The organism is Spirosoma arcticum, from assembly GCF_054779955.1.
The window spans coordinates 283,293-300,967 of sequence record NZ_BAAGXG010000003.1 but is presented as its reverse complement, the minus strand read 5'-3'; the positions used below and the strand labels follow the sequence as shown (position 1 = coordinate 300,967).

7 protein-coding genes are annotated in these 17,675 nt (G+C 56.1%); 1 reads left to right on the top strand and 6 read right to left on the bottom strand.

Features of this window, described 5'->3' with window-relative positions; all coding sequences use genetic code 11:
* Positions 1 to 16: 16 nt before the first annotated feature.
* The 6 genes from ACYVHB_RS08495 to ACYVHB_RS08470 all read right to left on the bottom strand — a co-directional run bounded on the left by ACYVHB_RS08495 (position 17) and on the right by ACYVHB_RS08470 (position 12,998).
* A complete protein-coding gene (locus ACYVHB_RS08495; RefSeq protein ID WP_461051272.1) occupies positions 17 to 925 on the bottom strand; it encodes a sugar phosphate isomerase/epimerase family protein in 909 nt (302 codons plus the stop codon).
* A gap of 179 nt (positions 926 to 1,104) precedes the next feature.
* Positions 1,105 to 2,826, bottom strand: coding sequence for a RagB/SusD family nutrient uptake outer membrane protein (locus ACYVHB_RS08490; protein WP_461051271.1), 1,722 nt, complete (start codon positions 2,824 to 2,826; stop codon positions 1,105 to 1,107).
* A 36-nt stretch (positions 2,827 to 2,862) separates the two neighbouring features.
* Positions 2,863 to 6,045, bottom strand: coding sequence for a SusC/RagA family TonB-linked outer membrane protein (locus ACYVHB_RS08485; protein WP_461051270.1), 3,183 nt, complete (start codon positions 6,043 to 6,045; stop codon positions 2,863 to 2,865).
* Positions 6,046 to 6,119: 74 nt separating this feature from the next.
* The gene (locus ACYVHB_RS08480; RefSeq protein ID WP_461051269.1) at positions 6,120 to 7,805 is read right to left on the bottom strand and encodes a RagB/SusD family nutrient uptake outer membrane protein; all 1,686 of its coding nucleotides are present in this window, start codon (positions 7,803 to 7,805) and stop codon (positions 6,120 to 6,122) included.
* A gap of 56 nt (positions 7,806 to 7,861) precedes the next feature.
* Positions 7,862 to 10,927, bottom strand: a complete 3,066-nt coding sequence (locus tag ACYVHB_RS08475) for a SusC/RagA family TonB-linked outer membrane protein (RefSeq protein WP_461051268.1) — start codon at positions 10,925 to 10,927, stop codon at positions 7,862 to 7,864.
* Between the two features lie 247 nt (positions 10,928 to 11,174).
* Positions 11,175 to 12,998, bottom strand: a complete 1,824-nt coding sequence (locus ACYVHB_RS08470) for a cellulase family glycosylhydrolase (protein WP_461051267.1) — start codon at positions 12,996 to 12,998, stop codon at positions 11,175 to 11,177.
* Positions 12,999 to 13,447: 449 nt separating this feature from the next.
* On the opposite strand from ACYVHB_RS08470, the gene ACYVHB_RS08465 reads away from it, so the two are divergent.
* Entirely contained in the window at positions 13,448 to 17,674 is a 4,227-nt protein-coding gene (locus ACYVHB_RS08465) for a hybrid sensor histidine kinase/response regulator transcription factor (RefSeq protein WP_461051266.1), read from the top strand.
* Position 17,675: the final 1 nt, after the last annotated feature.

Sequence of the window (17,675 nt, the reverse complement as noted above, 5' to 3'; positions counted from 1 at the left end):
GAAAAGGTTGGCAACCTCAAACCTCGGCCAATTGCTTCTTTACGACCTCAATGCCACGGGTTATTTCTTGGTCAAAATCTTTCCACCGGCATTCTAACGACAGCCCTCCCTGGTACTTGATTTTTTTCAACGCGCGGAAATACGGCTTAAAATCGTCGCCCTCCACCCCAGGAGCCGTCCGGTTTCGCTTTTCGGCAATGTGGCAGTGCGTGATGTAGTCACCGTATTTGACAATTTCGTCCGGGCTTTCGTCGTCTTTGAGCATGTGGTAGATGTCGCATTGCAGCTTGAACCAGGGATTGTTGACCGCCTGAATGATCTCAACTCCCTCGGCTAAGCTGTTGATAAAGTTCGTCTCGCTCCGGTTGAGGGGTTCTACGGCCAGCGTAACGCCGTGTTTTTCGGCTAAGGGGGCCATCTTTTGGCACAGCTCAATGTGCTGGGCTTTGGCCTTGGCCCGGTCAAAACCATCAGGAATCGCCCGCGACCCGCCACTGCCAAACACGATGTTCTGCGAGCCGCATTCTTTAGCCCGCCGAAGTGCTAAATCAGCCCGCTGTAAGATGGCTTCGTGGTGCAGGTCCGGTCCTACTGACTTTAGGTTGCCCGGAAAAAAATAGATATAGGACCGAACCGGCACGGTTTCCGCCTTGAGCGCGAGCCGGTTTTTGGCATACTGTTCATCGCCCGCATCGGGTATCAGGAACTTACCGACGCTTTCCTCCACGAACGAATAGCCCAACCGTTTCAGCAGACCCGCCTTGTCGTAGGTCGTACAAACGCCCAACGGCAACGAATAAACAGCACTGTGCGCGTTAGAAACGGCGGCCTGAGCCAGTGTATTCCCTAAGGCCATTCCGGCAAAAGCACCAGTCGCCTGCTTGATGAAGCTTCTTCTTGAGGTTTGCTTTTCGAGTTGATCCATTGGTATAGTACGTGAGGTAATTGGGGTTAGCCTCGCTGGTTGGGCGTTGCTGAAGATAGTCAGGTAGTAGAAAGCGTTTGGCGTTGCTGCTCATACCCACCAGCCCGCTTACGACGGGCAAGGTTGAAACAGCAGCGCCAAACGCTAAATATCATTAAATTACGTCGGTAGTGAGTGACTTACCAGCCCGGGTTCTGCTTCGCGGCTGGCATCTTGCGGATCTCCGAATCAGGCAGTGGGTTTAGGTACTGCTCGGGCCGGAAGTTATGCCGACGGATGGATTCGGTTATCTGGTAGGTGTAGGTGTTTCCCGTTTTGGTGATGCGCATTCGCTTGTTGAAGCCATTGTTGACGGCTACCGCGATTTTCCACCGGCGGATGTCGTTCCAGCGGTGGTCTTCGTAGGCCAGTTCGATGCGCCGTTCGTTGCGGACAAACTCGCGCATTTCTTCTTTGGTCATGTTCGCCTTCATTCCGTAGAGTTTGTCGGGGCCGGGTTCGATGCCCGCCCGGTCGCGCAGTTCGGCCAGTCGGGGGTAAGCCAGAGCCGTTTGGTCGGCTTCGTTGATGGCTTCGGCGTAGTTGAGCAGCATTTCGGCGTACCGGATGATCGACCAGCCCCGGTTGGTGTTGGTGCTGCTGTTGGCGGCCACGTTCACGTCGCACATCTTGCGGTTGAAATACCCCGTGTTGGGGCCGGTGGCCGAATAGCCGTCGGAGGGCGCACCTTCGTAGGTCAGCACGGGTTGCAGGGAGTTGGCCGAGGTGAGGAAATACAGTGATTCGTTGTAAATGATCGTATTGTAGAAACGCGGTTCGCGGTTAACGTACGGGTTCTTGGGGTCGTAACCCGAGGTTGGGTCGGAGATGGATTTGCCGTTTTTCATCGGAAACGCATCCACGATGTTTTGCGTAGGCATCCCGTTCAACTGACCCCCCCGCGACTGCATATTGTAGTGGTTTTCAAACTCACGGTTGGCGGGCCGGTTCAGGAAAAAGATGTACTCGTTGTTCACCCGCGTCAGAAAAACCTGGTAAAAGCCGATCCCCGGTGTTGTCCCCGTTCCTTTGAAGAGCGCGTAATTGCCGGAGTTGATCACCGCCAGGGCGGCATCGGCGGCTTTTTGCCAGGCACTGGCATCATAACTCGGGTTGCTGATTAGTTTGGCCAATTCGGGGTCTTTCGTTTCGGGAGAGCCGTTAAACAAGGGGCTGGCCGCAAAGAGCAACACCCGCGACTTCAGGGCCAGACAGGCTCCTTTGGTTATCCGCCCGTAGTTTTCCTCGGCGTACTGGGTGTTGGTCGGCAGGATGGCCGCTGCCGCGTCGAGTTCGCTCACGATATAATTGACGCACTCGGTATACGTATTGCGCGGCAGGTCCAGGTTATCCTCTAAGCCATACACTTTATCGGCAATGAGCGGTACTCCGCCAAAGTTACTGACTAACTGATGGTAGTACCAGGCCCGCAGAAACCGAATCTCGCCCGCTACCCGGTTCCGGGTGTTGGCCGACAGGGGCGTGGTGAGCAGTTTGGACAGCAGCAGATTTACCCGCCGGATATTGTTCCAGGGGAATAGCCAAAAGTCGTTCACCCCGAAGGTCGTGAACGGGGTGAGGGTGCCGTTATACATCACGACGGAGGGTTGGGTAACGCCGTTGAATTTGAACTCCGAATCGTCCGCCGATTCGTCGAGGTTACTGGTTCCGTTCCAGCGTCCCTTATAGAACGTGAACCCGGCATCGGAGTAAATCCGGCCCAGAAACTGCATGGTGCGAATACTGTCGGTAAATACGGTTGCATCGCTGAGCGCGTTGGTTTTTGGCTCCAGAAAGCCACCGTCCGGTTTGCAGGCCCCTGCCACCAGCAGGCCCAGAGCGATGATGAGTATTTTTTTCATGTGTTGACTGCGTTTGTCGGTATGGCCACTGGTTGATTAAAACGTGGCACTTAGGCCAAAATTGATGAGCCGCTGCGGGGGATAGCTAACCCGGTCGCGGCCCGACTGAATTTCGGGGTCGAGCTGATACAGTTTGTCTAAGCCCGTAAACGTGAGCAGGTTGGTTCCGTTGGCGTACAGCCGAATCTGGGGAATGCCGATTTTCTTGGTCAGGCCAACGGGCAGGTCGTAGCTGACCTGAGCGTTTTTGAGCCGCACGAAGTTGCCCGAAATGTTATAAAACGTCGACGGATTGCTCAGGGGGTCGCTGATGCCGCCGAGCAGACTCAGCCGGGGAAACGTGGCCGCATCGCCGATTTCGGGGGTCCAGGCACCCGCGTGTATCTGGGTCAGGTTCGACGAGAATTGCCGGATGGACTCGGCTGTACCGGCCACGTTGAAGTTACGCGCACCCTGAAACAGCACACTGAAACTAAAATTCTTGTACCGCGCTCCCAGGTTAATGCCAAACGTCGTGTTGGGCAGGTTAGGGAAGCCCGACACCGCCTGATCGAAGCCATTAATGAGACCATCGCCGTTCAGGTCGGCATATTTCAGATCGCCCGGCTGGGGTCGGGAACTGGGTTTAGGGCTGTTGTCGATGTCGGCCTGATCTTTATAGTACCCAATCCACTGATACAAACGCGGTTGCCCGATGCTGTTACCGGTGGCGTTTTGATAGGCGTAGAGGTTAGCTGGTTCATCCTGAAAAACGACTTTGTTTTTGGCGACGGAGTAGTTGCCCTTGATATTGTACGAGAAGTTGGCCCCAATCCGGTTCTGGTGGCCCAGTTCCAGTTCGTACCCCCGGTTGTTCACCTTGCCGAGGTTAACGGGCGGCAAGGCCTGCCCGAAAATGGTGGAGACAGTGCCCCGCGTCGTCAGAATGTCGAACCGGTTGTTGTCGAAGTAACCCACGCTGCCGCTTAACGCACTGTTGAAAAGGCCAAACTCCAGACCGAGGTCCAACTTCTTTTCTTTCTCCCAGGTCACGTTGTTGTTGGCCAGCGCACCCTCCACAATACCCGTGATGGCATTACTCGAATACCCAAAGTCGGCGGTCTGAGCCGGGCTACCATTCACGCCCGGTATGTTACCAGCACTGTAGTTTTGCTGGTAATAATACGTGAAGGACGTACCCAGCGCGTCGTTGCCCACAATACCGTATGACCCCCTAATTTTGAGCAGATCAACGGCCTTTATCCGGTTTTTGAAGAAGTTTTCTTCCGAAATGTTCCAGCCCGCCGACACGGCCGGAAACAAACCAAATCGGTTGGCCCCTACGAATCGGTCGGAGCCGTTGTAAGCCGCATTGAACTGAAACAGGTACTTCTGCCCGAACTCATAGCCCAGCCGCGCCGAATACCCCTGGAAGTTGTTGGGAATGAACCGATACACGTCGTCAATGGCTGCATTACCCGTAATGCTGTTGGTGGTATTCGAGTTGCGGTTGAGCAGGGCCAGACCCGACACGTGGTGCCTGCCGAAGGTGCGGTCGTAGTTCAGAATTGCCTGTAGGTTCAGCACCCGCGTGGTATACCGCCCGTTGTAGGTCAGTCCAAACCGCACCAGCCGGAAAACGTTCGGGTCGCGGGGTTCGTAGCGATCATCCGTCGGCGTGGCTGGGTTGTCGGTTTTGGTGGGGTCGTAAATAAACGAGGGAAACGACTCGCGGGTAATGTCGCGGCTGTAGAAGTAGTTGCTGGTGTAGGCCAGCCGCCCCTGAATCGACAGGCCGGGGGTGAGGAAATCCAGCTTCTGCTTGGCCGACACGATGACGTTCATGTTGCTTTCGTTGTTGCGCCGGTAGCCGAGGTAGCGTAACCGCCCGATTACGTTATTGACGTTATAGGCCGGGTTCTCATTCCTAATCCAGGTGCTGAAGCCCAGCGAACCATCGGGATTGTAGAGCGGATACGCAAACGGGGCCAGCGTCAGAAAGCTACTGTAATCGTAGAACAGGTCGTTTTTGCCGCTCGGACTGCCCGCATTGGGCGTGTTTATCTGGGCAAAGTTGCCGTACAGGTCGAGCCGGAGGTCAAGACTCTTCGTCACGTTTATGTCGAGATTCGAGCGGTAGTTGTACCGTTGCTGGTAGTAGTTATTGTCGACGCCCTGGCCTTCGCCGTAGTTTTTGAGCATTCCGTTCTGGTTCAGATACCCCGCCGACACAAAATACTTGACCCGCTGCGTACCGCCCGACAGGTCGAGGTTACCCCGGTACTGCTGGCTGAACTGCTTGAACAGCACCTCTTTCCAGTTGATGTCGGGGTGGCCGTAGGGGTCGGTGCCGTTCTTGAAATGGTCGAGGGATTCCTGGCTCCAGCGGGGCTTGAAACTCGCGCTGGGGTTGGCCGCGTTGTCGTTGATCTGGGCCTGATTATACAGCCGGGCCGTTTCGTAGGCGTTCAGGTAATCGGGCAACACCGTGGGCTGCGACAACCCAAACTCGCCCCGCACCGAAATCTGGGGTGGCCCTTCTTTGCCCCGCCGGGTGGTGATGACAACGACCCCGTTGGCTCCCCGCACCCCGTAGATGGCGGTGGTAGAGGCATCTTTCAGAATCGACAGGCTTTCGATTTCGTTGGGGTCGAGCCGGGAAAACTGATCGTACGAGAACTCAATGTCGTCCACAATGATGAGCGGGCGGTTATTGCCGTTGTACGAACTGACCCCCCGGATGAAGAACAGCGCTCCATCGGCACCGGGCTGCCCCGACTGCTGCTGGGCGAAGAAACCCGGTAACCGGCCCACCAGCGCGTTTTGCAGACTGGCCGTTGGATTTTCGCGGATTTCGCGCCCGCCTACCGAACTCACCGCCCCGGTCAGCGTCACTTTTTTCTGCTGGCCGTAGCCCACCACCACCACCTCATTCAGGGTCTGCTCGCTGGCTTCTAACTTGACGTCGAGATTGGTGCGTCCGCCTGTTTGCTGTTCGGCCAGTTTGAAACCAATGGCGGTGAAAATCAGGACTCCATCTTTGCTCCCCAACGTCAGGCGATACCGTCCGTTGGCATCGGTCGTAGTACCGTTGGTGGTCTGACCTTTTTCGTAAACGGTTACGCCCGGCAGGTTTCCTTCGGCATCCGAAACCACCCCCTGTACTAAGCGCCCCTGGCCAAATACGGCACCCGATGCGGTGAGTAAGCTTACTACTAATAGTTGTATAAACGTGTTCATAACTTGGTGATTAAGAAATATTTAACATGCATCGAGCGACGCCCGATGATCCCGACAAAACATCATCCATCCTCCTACCAGCCTTCGTTTTGGGTCAGGTTCAGATTCTTGATGGTTTCGTCGTAGGGCAGGGGCAGGTAATACGACTTCGGCTGGAACAGACTCGTCGCTACCTGCGTGGGCGTATAGGTAAAGGTCATGTCGGCGTTTCTGACGATCTGGACGCCCATCAGCGGAGCATTCAATACCTGTTCGGCAATTTTCCAGCGTCGCACGTCCCAGAATCGGTGTTCTTCAAAGGCCAATTCCACCCGGCGTTCGTTGCGGATCAGGCTGCGGAGTTCGGCCTGGGCGATGCCAGCCGGGATGCCGTAGCGGCCGTTGGTGCCGGGTTTGATGGCCACCCGCTTGCGGAGTTCGATCAACTGCTTCACGGCGTCTTCGGGGCGGTTCAGCTCGTTGAGGGCCTCGGCGTAGTTGAGCAGCGTTTCGGCGTAGCGGAAAATGACGAAGTTGTGGCTCTGGTTGGTATAGGTGCTGTTGCTGGCAAAATCGGCCAGAAACTTGCGCAGGTAGTATCCCGTTTTGGTCTGCACAATGTTGCCGCCGGGTCGGTCGCGGCCCCCGTCAAAGGTTTCCACCGCCCGGTTCAGCCACCGCTTGCCATTGTAGAAGATGGTGGCATCTAACCGCGCGTCCCGGCCTGTGTACGGTGATTTGGGGTTGTAGCCCGAGGCCGGGTCAGTGATGGGCAGGCCGGTATCCGTTGTGAAGGCATCGACAAAATTCTGCGTCGGACTCGTCAATCCCTGACTGGCCGTTGCGCCCCCGTAGCCTACCGGCGCATTCTGGCTTTCGAGATTGAAACTATTGGCCACCTGCTTTGCCAGGATAACCTCCGTGTTTTTCTTGACCACAAACACGTTATTGAAATTCGACTGCAGGGTGTAGTACTTCAGGTTGATGAGTTCTTCGGCTGCGTCGGCAGCGCGTTGCCAGCGCGTCGGGTCGGCGGTGGCGTAGCCCGTGAGCGTGCGTTTGGTGGCGTCGGCACTGACACCCCCGCCGTTGAACAGCGGACTGGCCGCGTAGAGCAGCACCCGGCTTTTGAGCGCGAGGGCCGCGCCCACCGGAATCCGGCCCCACTCCGCGTCCGAAACAGGTTCTTTCCGCAGATTGGCCTTTATGGCATCACATTCCGACACGATGTAGTTCACACATTCCTCGTAGGTGTTGCGCGGCAGGGACAGATCGTCGTTGATGGTAAAGACCTTGTCGCCCACGAGCGGAATGCCCCCGTAGCGTTTCACCAATTCAAAGTACAGCAACGCGCGGATGTAACGGGCTTCGGTTTTCCAGGTGAGCCGACTTGCCTCCGTGGCCGGTACGAGGTCAATGTTGGCCAAGAAATTATTGACCCGCCGGATGCCCGCGTAGCTGTTGCCCCAGTAGGGGTCGGGGTTGTTGAGCACGCTGATAAACCCATTGGCGTAGAAGCTGACCGGGCGGTTGTTGCGCGACGGAACGGCATCGTCGGTTGCCGCATCCAGGAAATCGCCCCCCACGCGGTTGAACCCGCCGGGAATGTAGGTGTAAATATCGTTCAGCACGAACAGGGCGACGGTCGCGTTCCGGTCTTTCACGTCCCATACCTGATCGACTGTAATCAGGTCTCTCGGCTCAGTTTCTACCCGGGTGCAGGCGGCTCCGACAACCGACAGCAGGAGAATCAGAAACGGTATTCGCAAATTGGTAGTCATGAGTTTTAAGGGGTTGTGGTTTGTCGTTGCCTGACGGAAACGACAAACCTCTTTGGTTAGAGTTTCAGGTTTATACCCAGGTTGAGCAGGCGCTGAATCGGGTACGCGCCGTTGAGTACTTCAGGATCAATCTGCCGATCCTGGTTAAGCGTCAGCAGGTTCAGGCCGTTGGCAAAAATTCGTACGCCCTGAAGCTTTACCCGGCTCACCAACCGCAGCGGCAGCGTATAGCCGATCTCGACGTTTTTGAGCCGTACATAATCGCCCGACCGGAACCAGTACGACGAGTTGACCTGATTGTTTACGTTCTCGCCGACGCTCAGCCGGGGATACGTCGCGTCGGGGTTGGTGGGCGTCCAGCGGTCGAGGTGCTGCTCGTAGGCGGGGCCGAAGCCGTTGTTCTGGAATGCCCACACGCTGCTGCCCTGCCGGTAGATGCTCCGGTTGGTAACGCCCTGCACCAGGGCCGATGCATCGAACGCCCCCCAGCGCATGCCCAGGTTCAAACCGAACTGGACCAGCGGTTTGCGGTTGCCAATGGGCGCTTCATCGAACTGGTTGATGAGGCCGTCGCCGTTGAGGTCTTTGTAGCGAATGTCGCCGGGCTGGGGTTTGTAGCCCACGATGGTGGCCGTGTTGGCAATTTCATCCACCGACTGGTAGAGACCGTCGGCGACGTAACCAAACCGCTGTCCTACATTCTGGCCAGTTCGGACCATCCACGGATACTGCCGGAATACCTCATCCGCATACAGCACTTCGGAATCCTGAAGGCCACCATTGACGGCCACGTAATAGCTGAATTCGCCTTTTTGCTGCTGCCAGTTCAGTTGCAGGTCCAGACCGTTGTACCGATTTCGGCCAATGTTTTCGTTGGGGTACGCATTGCCCAGAATCGCCGTGTTGCGCCCCCGCGTCATCAGCAGGTCAATGTACTTGTTGTTAAAATACTCCAGCGTAAAGCCTAAACGGTTGGCCAAGATTGCCCCCTGAATGCCCACGTTGAGTTTGTTGGCCCGCTCGTAGGAGGTGCCCTGCGTGGCTAACGCCTGCTCGGTGATGCCCGTGTTACCCCCCGCCCCCGTACCGAAAAAAGCCTGTGGCCCGTCGAAGTAGCGCTGGATATAGGTAAAGTAGCCGGGCCGGTCATTCCCTGTCTGCCCGAACGAGCCAAACAGTTTCAGTGCCGAAAGCCAGCCGTACTGCTTCATAAACTCCTCATTGGAAATGTTCCAGGCCAGACCCACCGCCGGAAAAAGAGCGTATTTCGTCCGTCCGCCCGATGGGTAGCGGTTGGAGCCGTTGTAACCGGCGGCTACTTCAACCACGTATTTCTCCCGGTAATTGTACGAAAACCGACCCGACGCGCCGGTGATGGTGTAGGGCAGGTCGGAGCCGCCCACGAAGTTGTCGCGGTTACCCAGCAGAATGGCGTTCAGGCCGTGACTGCCCACCGTGCGGTCGTAGCCTAAGGCCAGTTCGAGGTAGTCGGACCGGTTCTGCGAATTGACTACGTTGGCGTTGGCCTGATCGCCGTTGACGCCGAACTGCTGGTAAGCCGGTTGCCCCGACGCGGCCGTCGTTTGCTGAAATACGGCAAAGGTTTTGTTGCGGATGATGTTTTCCGACAGCGACGAGTTGTACGAGCCGGTAGCCCTGATCCACAGGCCGGGCGTCAGTTCGTTGAGCGTTCGCTTCAGGTAAAAATCGGCCAGCAGGTTCCGCTGGTAGTTCTGCTGGTAGCCCGACCCAATGGCCTGCGCCCAGATGTTGTTCTGAAACTGCTGACTGCCGCCGTACGTACCATTGGCGTTGTAAACGGGATACGCATTAGCGGGCGTGTTCAGAATCGTGTTTAGAATCGATGTCGTACCGTTCAGAGCAAAGTTTGTCCCTGCGGCCGTGGTCACGGCAGAGGCTCCGGGATCGTTGGCATTCACGATACGTCCGAAGAGCCGGACCCCGCCCGACAGTTTGGGGCTGAGTTGCAGGTCGACGTTCGAACGGAAGACGTAGCTCTTGAAATCGTTGTTCGTATTATAAGCGTTGATGTCGCTCGTGCGGAGCAAACCCGTCTGGTTGATGTGTTCCAGCGACACGAAGTATTTGGAAAATATGTTGCCCCCGCTCGCGCTGAAGGTATAGCGGTCGAAGCGCGATGAGGGTTTGAGGACCTGCTCGCGCCAGTTTACGTTGGGGTACCGAATCGGGTCGGAACCGCTCTGGTAACCCTGTAGAGCCGCGTCGGAGTAAGCCGCCGGAAGGCCGTCGTTTCTCAGTGCTTCGTTATACAGCGTCGCGTAGTTATACGCGTCTAACGCAACGGGCAACCGCAGGGGCTGCTGAATAGCACTCTGGGCCGTGAACGAAATCCGGGGCCGGGCGGGTGTTCCCTGCCGGGTCGTCACGATAAGGGCACCGTTGGACCCGCGCACCCCCAGCATGGCCGTAGCGATGGCGTCTTTTTGCAGCGTGACGGACTCGATTTCTTCCAGATCGAACACCGTCAGGTCGCGGGGAATGCCGTCGATGATGACCAGCGGAGATTGACCGCGCAGCGAAATACCGGTATTATCGGCACCCGGCTGACCGGAAAATTGGGTGGTAATCAGGCCCGCCAATCGCCCTGGCAACGCGTTGGTAAACGACGTGACGGGGTTCTTTTTCAGGTCGGCGTTGTAAATGGCTTGGGTAGAGGCCGTCGTCAGGTCGCGCCGGATTGTTGTGTTGTTTAGCAGCCGCACGGGTTTGAGCCGGAGAACGGCCGGGTGCTTGCTGCTGAGCAGGATAATGGGCGCCTGATCGGCGTCGACTAAGTACTCGCGCAGCACTGAACCGAAGGCGGTCAGTTGCAGCACGTCGCCTTTCTGAGCCACTAAGGTAGCTACCCCATTCACATCCGACACCGCCGAGGTACTACCGCGCCGATTGACAACCTTTACGCCGGGAATGGGTTCTTCGTTTTCGTCGAGCAGCAGCGGCTGAAACTGCTGGGTCACCACGGTTGTCGTGTCCTGAACTTGCCCCAGGGCCGTACTGCCAACCAGACAAAGGCCGTTGAGCAGTAGCATGTAGACAGAAAGGAGACAAAGCCGATTTTTTTTACGTAGTCGTTCGTTCATATGGGTAGGAAAATTCGAGTCTATAGACTTATTCGGAGATTCGTTTTCACTGATCCTGTATTTGACTGCAAATAAAGATTTGATTGATTCAAATCAGGGGTGCTAAATGTTGCTGAATAGGGGCTGGTTTCGTTAAACGAGCGTAGTTGCACGCTTGAAATCCGAAAAAACCACCGGACGCAGCCTGTTTTTTAACTGCCTGCGCCCGGTGGTCTATACGCCTTCTGGAATCACGGTAACTGTCGGACTATTGCTTAATCAATTTCAACACCTGCACGTCGCGCCCCGACTGCACCCGTAGCAGGTAAAAGCCCGGTTTCAAATTACTACCGACCGTTGTCTGGTCGACGCCCTGCCCACTTTGGAGCGCTTTGCCCGACGCATCGTTCAGATCGAAGGTGAACGAGCCGCCTTTGCGCAGCGTGAACGACTCCGCCGAGGGGTTTGGATACACCTGCGCGGCTTCGGCAAGCGCAACGGGTTCCTCAGCCGCCAGCCGACCCGAACCTACCAGTTGGAATTGAAACTGCTGATTGGTAGACCCACTACAGCCGTACTGGTTGATAGCCGCGCCATCGGCGGTAGATGCCCCCACCACGTCTACGCATTTGTTGCTGTTCACGGAAACGATCCGGTAGTATCCTGAACTGATGATTTCTATTTTCCACTTCTGATTGTTGCCACCCGAATAGGCCCACTGGTTGATGTCGGCCCCGTCGGCTGTTGACGAGCCGGACACGTCCAGGGCCTTACCGCTGTGCACCGCCCGAATCGAATACTGTCCGCTACCCAGCGACTGCACTGTCCAGCGTTCGTTGTCCCCACCCGAATACGTGTATTGCTGCACGTTGGCTCCATCAGCTTGCGAGTAACTGGCCACGTTCAGCGATTTGCCACTGTGCCGGGCCGTAATCCGGTACACGCCGTTAGCGACGCCACCTGTGGGCGGAGGAGTGGTCGTCAGTGGGTTTTTAGCCCGTAGTTCGGTACGCACAATTTCGCCCGACTGCTTGATCTGGCTCAGCGACCAGCCGCCGTCCACACTGGCGTTGGCTTCGAGCGCGGCCGACGATTCGGGGATGTCGGCCACCGACCAGTTGGCGTGGCTTACTTTGTTCTGGTCCAGAAACGCCCACCATGTCTTTGACTCGGCTTCGTTTACGGTTCCTTTTCCGGTGGCATCAGTCGTGCCGTATTCCGTCACGAACAGCGCCACGCCGTTATTGAGGGCCGTTTGGGCTGTGCTGCGTAGCCCAGCCTTGTGCGTATTGGCGTAGTAGTGGAGCGTATAGGCAATGTTGGGTCGGTTGATCCGATTGGCGGCCGCTTCGTCGACGCGCTGTGAGTAAAAACCCGTTCCGCAAATGATAACGTTGTCAGGATCGTATTGCCGGATGGTGCTGATGATGGATTCGTGATACGGTTTGATTACGCTGCCCCACGACACATCGAGCGGCTCGTTCCAGGGTTCATACAGGATGTTCGGGCTGTTGCCGTACCGCTGGGCCACGGCAGTGAAGAACGTCCGCGCCTGCGACTGATAATTCTGAGCTTCGTGAACGTGAAAATCAACGATTACGTAGATGCCCAGGCTAATGGCCGCGTCGATGACCGTGAACACCTTGGCCTGTTCGGCTGCTGGATTTGTCGCGTAGCCGCCCACGTCAACGGCCATAGCGGCCCGGATAACGGTGATTTTCCAGTCGTCGCGGAGCCACTTGATGGTGTTGTAATTGTAGTACTTAGCTACCCACTGACTCCAGTAGAGCGACATACCCCGCAATTGAATGGCCGTGCCATTTTTGTCGACAATTCGGTTGCCGCTCACGCGCAGTTGTCCGTACTGCTGCACAATGGTTTGCCCGTGGCTATAGGTACTGACGAAGCAGGTCAGCAACACCACCACCAAACTGCGGACGAGGTTCACTCTGAGCTTACTGTCAATTCTGACCGTTGGTTTGGGCGTTGACGTTGGCCCGCCGACGGGCAGACTGACTGATTGGTTGTGGGCGGGAAATTCCGGTTTTCCCGGCCGGAACGTGAATGTGTTTGACTGGAAGAAAAGCATCATACGAGTAGGGGTTTAAATTTTGATGAACGCTACGCAAACCCACCCGTGCAACTCTCGGTGATTTTGGTAATGCCCTACAAATGACGATTAGTCAGATCAGTCACAGGGGTACAGAATGTCTCTATTGAGGGTATAAAATGTAAACCTTTGGAGAATTTATTGATTTTATAGGGGTAGTGCGGCTGTTTCTTACCCAGGTTGACCATTAAATCAACCCGGCTAACGCTCGCAACTGATCCTCAAAACGTAATCTGTTTGCTGCTAAAAACGGTAAAATTTTCTTTGACTACACTCTGGCTGAAGTAGGCATTTATGAATTATCTTTAACGGCTTGTATTACTATAAGTCAAACTTTAAGGCGAATAATTTAACAAGTTGCCACTACATAAGTGGCCAAAATTATACTGTATTGCGTACGCATTCACAGGGTTGAACAGTTGGGAAGAAGCATGATGCGGGTTATAGTTTATATCGTTGGTTTAGGTGCATTGCTCATGGCCGGGCTACTGTCCGAAGCCGGTGCCCAATCGGCTGGGTATGCGTTCAAACGGCTAACGACCACCAAAGGGCTGTCTAACAATCAGGTGAACTGCATAACCCGCGACAGCCGGGGCTTCTTGTGGGTTGGTACCATGTCGGGCCTGAACCGCTACGATGGGTATTCATTCCGGGTGTTTCGCCACTCACCCAGCGACTCGACGTCGATTCCCAATAATTACGTCAATCGTATTTTTGAAGACCCGTTTGGCCGGATGTGGGTCAGTACGCGCCGGGGATACGCCGTGTATGACCCGGTTACCGAACAATTCTACCGCCAGTTGCCGCCACTCCTCCAGGCAATGGGTCTGCCCGCCACAACCCTCACCGACATTCGTAAAGACCGGCGGGGCAACTACTGGCTGCTGACAACGGCCGGGCTGTATCGCTACCGGAGCGCCACGAAACGAACGGAGCCGGTGCGTCACCGGCCCACCGACAGCGGCACCCCCGCCGATGACAGCCTCACGGCCCTGCACGAAGATCATCGGGGAAACATCTGGCTCGTACACCGGTCGGGACTGCTGGAGAAGCTGAACCCGCAGACCCACCGGGTTGTGTATCGCACGGATGGGTTGCTGAACATGACCCGAAATGACCGGCACGACTACCGGCTGTTTATCGACACCGACAACGACCTGTGGCTGTATGCCAACGACGATGCCCAGGGCGTTTTCTTTCTCGATAGCCGGACCAACCAGCTAACCCACCTGCAGCGGAATCGCCCCGGCCAAACCACCGGGCCGGGCGGGGTGAATCAGGCGAAGACCGTTCTTGGGACCGTTTCGCTCAATAATAACCTCGTTCGCGACATTACCCAGGATGAGCGGGGCCTCATCTGGATCGGCACTGACCACGGTGGCATTAACCTGATCGACAAAAAGAATGGCACCATTCGCTACCTGCTCCACGCGGCTACCGACGAAACGACTATCGGTCAGAACAGCATTTACGATTTTCACCGGGATGCCGACGGCATCATCTGGGTCGGCACGTTCAAGCAGGGCATCAGCTACTACCACGAAAACAGTTTGCGGTTTCCGCTCTATCGCCACCGGGTTGCGAATGCGAACAGCCTGAGCCACGACGACGTAAACCATTTCGTGGAAGATAAAAAGGGGAATCTCTGGATTGGCACCAACGGCGGGGGACTGAGCTACTTTGACCGGGCTGCCAATCGCTTCACGCCTTCGGCCGCGTTTGCCAAAGCTGCCGGACCCAACAGCGTGGTGGTCAGCCTCCTGCTCGACCACGAGCAGACGCTCTGGGTTGGCACGTATCAGGGCGGGCTATACGCTCTCCGGGGCAGTCAGGTTACAACCTACAGGCACGACGGCAAGCCCGGCAGCCTGTCGAACAACAACATTTGGGAACTGTTTGAAGATCACCAGCACACCCTCTGGATTGGTACGCTCGGCGGTGGTCTCGACCGTTTCGACCGGCAGCAACGGCGATTTTATCGTCAGTGGAGTGGCGATAGCCGATTCAATCATTCCAACTATATATCCTCCATTGTGGAGGATCGGGCGGGTAACTTGTGGGTTGGCACGTCCAGCGGTATCAACATCAGGAACGGTAAGACGGGTCAGTTTCGACGGTACTACAACCATAATAACGATCCTAAAGGGTTGAGTAACAACAATATCATTTCGCTGCTTGAAGACAGTCAGGGTATCATCTGGGTGGGCACCTTTGACGGATTAAATCGATTCGACCCCAGGACGGAAACGTTTCAGGCGTTTCGACTGGAAGACGGATTACCCGATAATGCCATTCAAACCATTGTGGAAGACGCCAGCCACGCCATCTGGCTCGGTACGCCCAATGGCATTTCGCAGTTGACCATTGGGCGGAACGGAGCGGGTGAACCAACGTATCGGTTTAAAAACTACGATGAATCGGATGGCTTGCCGAGCCGGGCGTTTAACCAGCACGCGGCTCTCCGCACCAGCCGGGGCGAATTGATTTTTGGCGGAGCGAACGGCTTTACCCTTTTTCGCCCCGAAACGTTAAAACCGTCAACCATCCGGCCATCGGTCGTGCTGACTGATTTCGAGGTGTTCAACAATTCCGTTCGGCCTGGTCAGGAAGTCGATGGTTCGGTGCCGTTAACGCAGTCCATTAGCAGCAGCAACGCCATTACGCTGACGCACCGGCAAAACGTGTTCTCGATTGGGTTTGCCGCCCTCAATTTTCTCAATCCCGAGAAGGTGCGGTATCAATATAAGTTAGACGGTTTCAACGACCACTGGCTGACCGCCGACAGCCGGGTTCGGAAAGCCACGTTTACCAATCTTAACCCCGGTGATTACGTATTTCGGGTGCGCGTGGCCGATAACGACAGCGACTGGAACGAGTCGTCCATCCGGCTCCGCATCCGGGTCCTGCCGCCGTTCTGGCGCAGTCCGGTGGCCTACGAGCTGTATGGCCTGCTGGTGGTGGCACTGTTGCTGCTGGCTCGCTGGGTGCTGCTGGAACGGGCGCGGCTGAACTTTCAGATAGAGCAGGACCGGCAGTATGCCCGGCAGATGCGCGAGGTAGACGAAATGAAAACCCGGTTTTTTACCAACGTCAGTCACGAGTTCCGAACCCCACTGACGCTAATTATCAGTCCATTGCAACAACTTATTTATGACGATAACGACACGGGCAGGCAGCGGCAGCTTCAGTTGATTTTCCGCAACGCCAAACGCCTGCTGAACTTGGTTAATCAACTGCTGGACTTTCGGAAAATGGAGGTGCAAGGCCTTACCCTGCGCCCCACCCGCCAGGATATTGTGGCTTTCAGCCGCGAGATTTTTTACTCGTTCTCCGACCTCTCCGAACGCAAGCACATCAGCTTTATGTTCGACGCCAACGTAGCGGAGCTGGACGCGGTCTTCGATCAGGACAAGGTAGAGCGGATTCTGTTCAACCTGCTGTCCAACGCCTTTAAATTCACGCCGGAGCAGGGTCACGTAGCCCTTACCCTGCACTACCCCGCTGGTGCAGAAGCCGACGCCCCGCCAACCGCCGACGTCGAACCGTGGCTGATGATTCGGGTAACCGATACGGGCATTGGCATCGCCCCGGCGCAGCAGGAAAAAATATTCGAGCGGTTTTTTCAGAGCGATCTGCCGGGCACCCTCATCAACCAGGGCAGTGGCATTGGGCTGGCCATCACTAAGGAGTTTGTGCAGCTTCACGGCGGTACGTTGTCGGTCCAGAGCGAACCGAACCAAGGCAGCACGTTTACGGTTCGGTTGCCGTTGCGAACCGAAGCCGACTTTAGGGTTCTCAACCAACCGGTTCAGGAATCCGCCGAACCCACCGAAGCGGTCTACGTGCCATTGCCCGATACTGGTCAGCCAGCAAAAAACGGGGTTAAGAAACCGGTGATTCTGCTGGTGGAAGACAACGAAGATTTTAGGTTCTACCTGAAAGACAACCTAAGTCGGCAGTACACCCTGCTGGAAGCGGCCAATGGCAGAGAAGGCTGGAATCTGGTGCAAGCTCACCGCCCCGACTTAGTCGTGAGCGACGTGATGATGCCCGAAATGGACGGTATTGCGCTTTGCCGCCGGATCAAAGCCGACCGGCACACGGCCCACATTCCGGTGCTGCTGCTAACCGCCCGCTCGGCCGAAGAGCAGCGCTTGGAAGGGTTTGAGACGGGCGCCAGCGATTACATCACCAAGCCCTTCAACGCACAGCTTCTGCACGCCCGCATCGGGAACCTGATTGCGCAGCAGAACCTGCTCAAGAAAGCTCTCCAGCCGCCGGTAGACATTACACCGGGCGAGATTACCATTACGTCGCTCGACGACAAACTGATTCAGAAAGCACTGGCCATCGTCGAGAAAAACATGGCTAACGCGGACTTCTCGGTAGAAGAGCTAAGCCACGAAATGAACATGAGCCGGGTGCATCTGTATAAAAAACTGCTCGCTCTAACGGATAAATCGCCGATTGAGTTTATCCGCATCATCCGGCTGCGCCGGGCGGCTCAACTGCTGGGCAAGAGCCAGTTGACAGTGGCCGAGGTGGCCTACGAAGTGGGCTTTAACAGCCCCAAGAACTTTGCCAAGTACTTTAAGCAGGAGTACGGAATGATTCCCTCGCAGTTTGCCGCCGAGAAGCAGAAAGCGGCCACGGCTTAAC

What these genes read in the sequence shown, in the direction of transcription:
- ACYVHB_RS08490 (WP_461051271.1), bottom strand. Translation starts at nt 2,826, where the DNA reads ATGAAAAAAATACTCATCATCGCTCTGGGCCTGCTGGTGGCAGGGGCC.
- ACYVHB_RS08475 (WP_461051268.1), bottom strand. Translation starts at nt 10,927, where the DNA reads ATGAACGAACGACTACGTAAAAAAAATCGGCTTTGTCTCCTTTCTGTC.
- ACYVHB_RS08495 (WP_461051272.1), bottom strand. Translation starts at nt 925, where the DNA reads ATGGATCAACTCGAAAAGCAAACCTCAAGAAGAAGCTTCATCAAGCAG.
- ACYVHB_RS08470 (WP_461051267.1), bottom strand. Translation starts at nt 12,998, where the DNA reads ATGATGCTTTTCTTCCAGTCAAACACATTCACGTTCCGGCCGGGAAAA.
- ACYVHB_RS08465 (WP_461051266.1), top strand. Translation starts at nt 13,448, where the DNA reads ATGATGCGGGTTATAGTTTATATCGTTGGTTTAGGTGCATTGCTCATG.
- ACYVHB_RS08485 (WP_461051270.1), bottom strand. Translation starts at nt 6,045, where the DNA reads ATGAACACGTTTATACAACTATTAGTAGTAAGCTTACTCACCGCATCG.
- ACYVHB_RS08480 (WP_461051269.1), bottom strand. Translation starts at nt 7,805, where the DNA reads ATGACTACCAATTTGCGAATACCGTTTCTGATTCTCCTGCTGTCGGTT.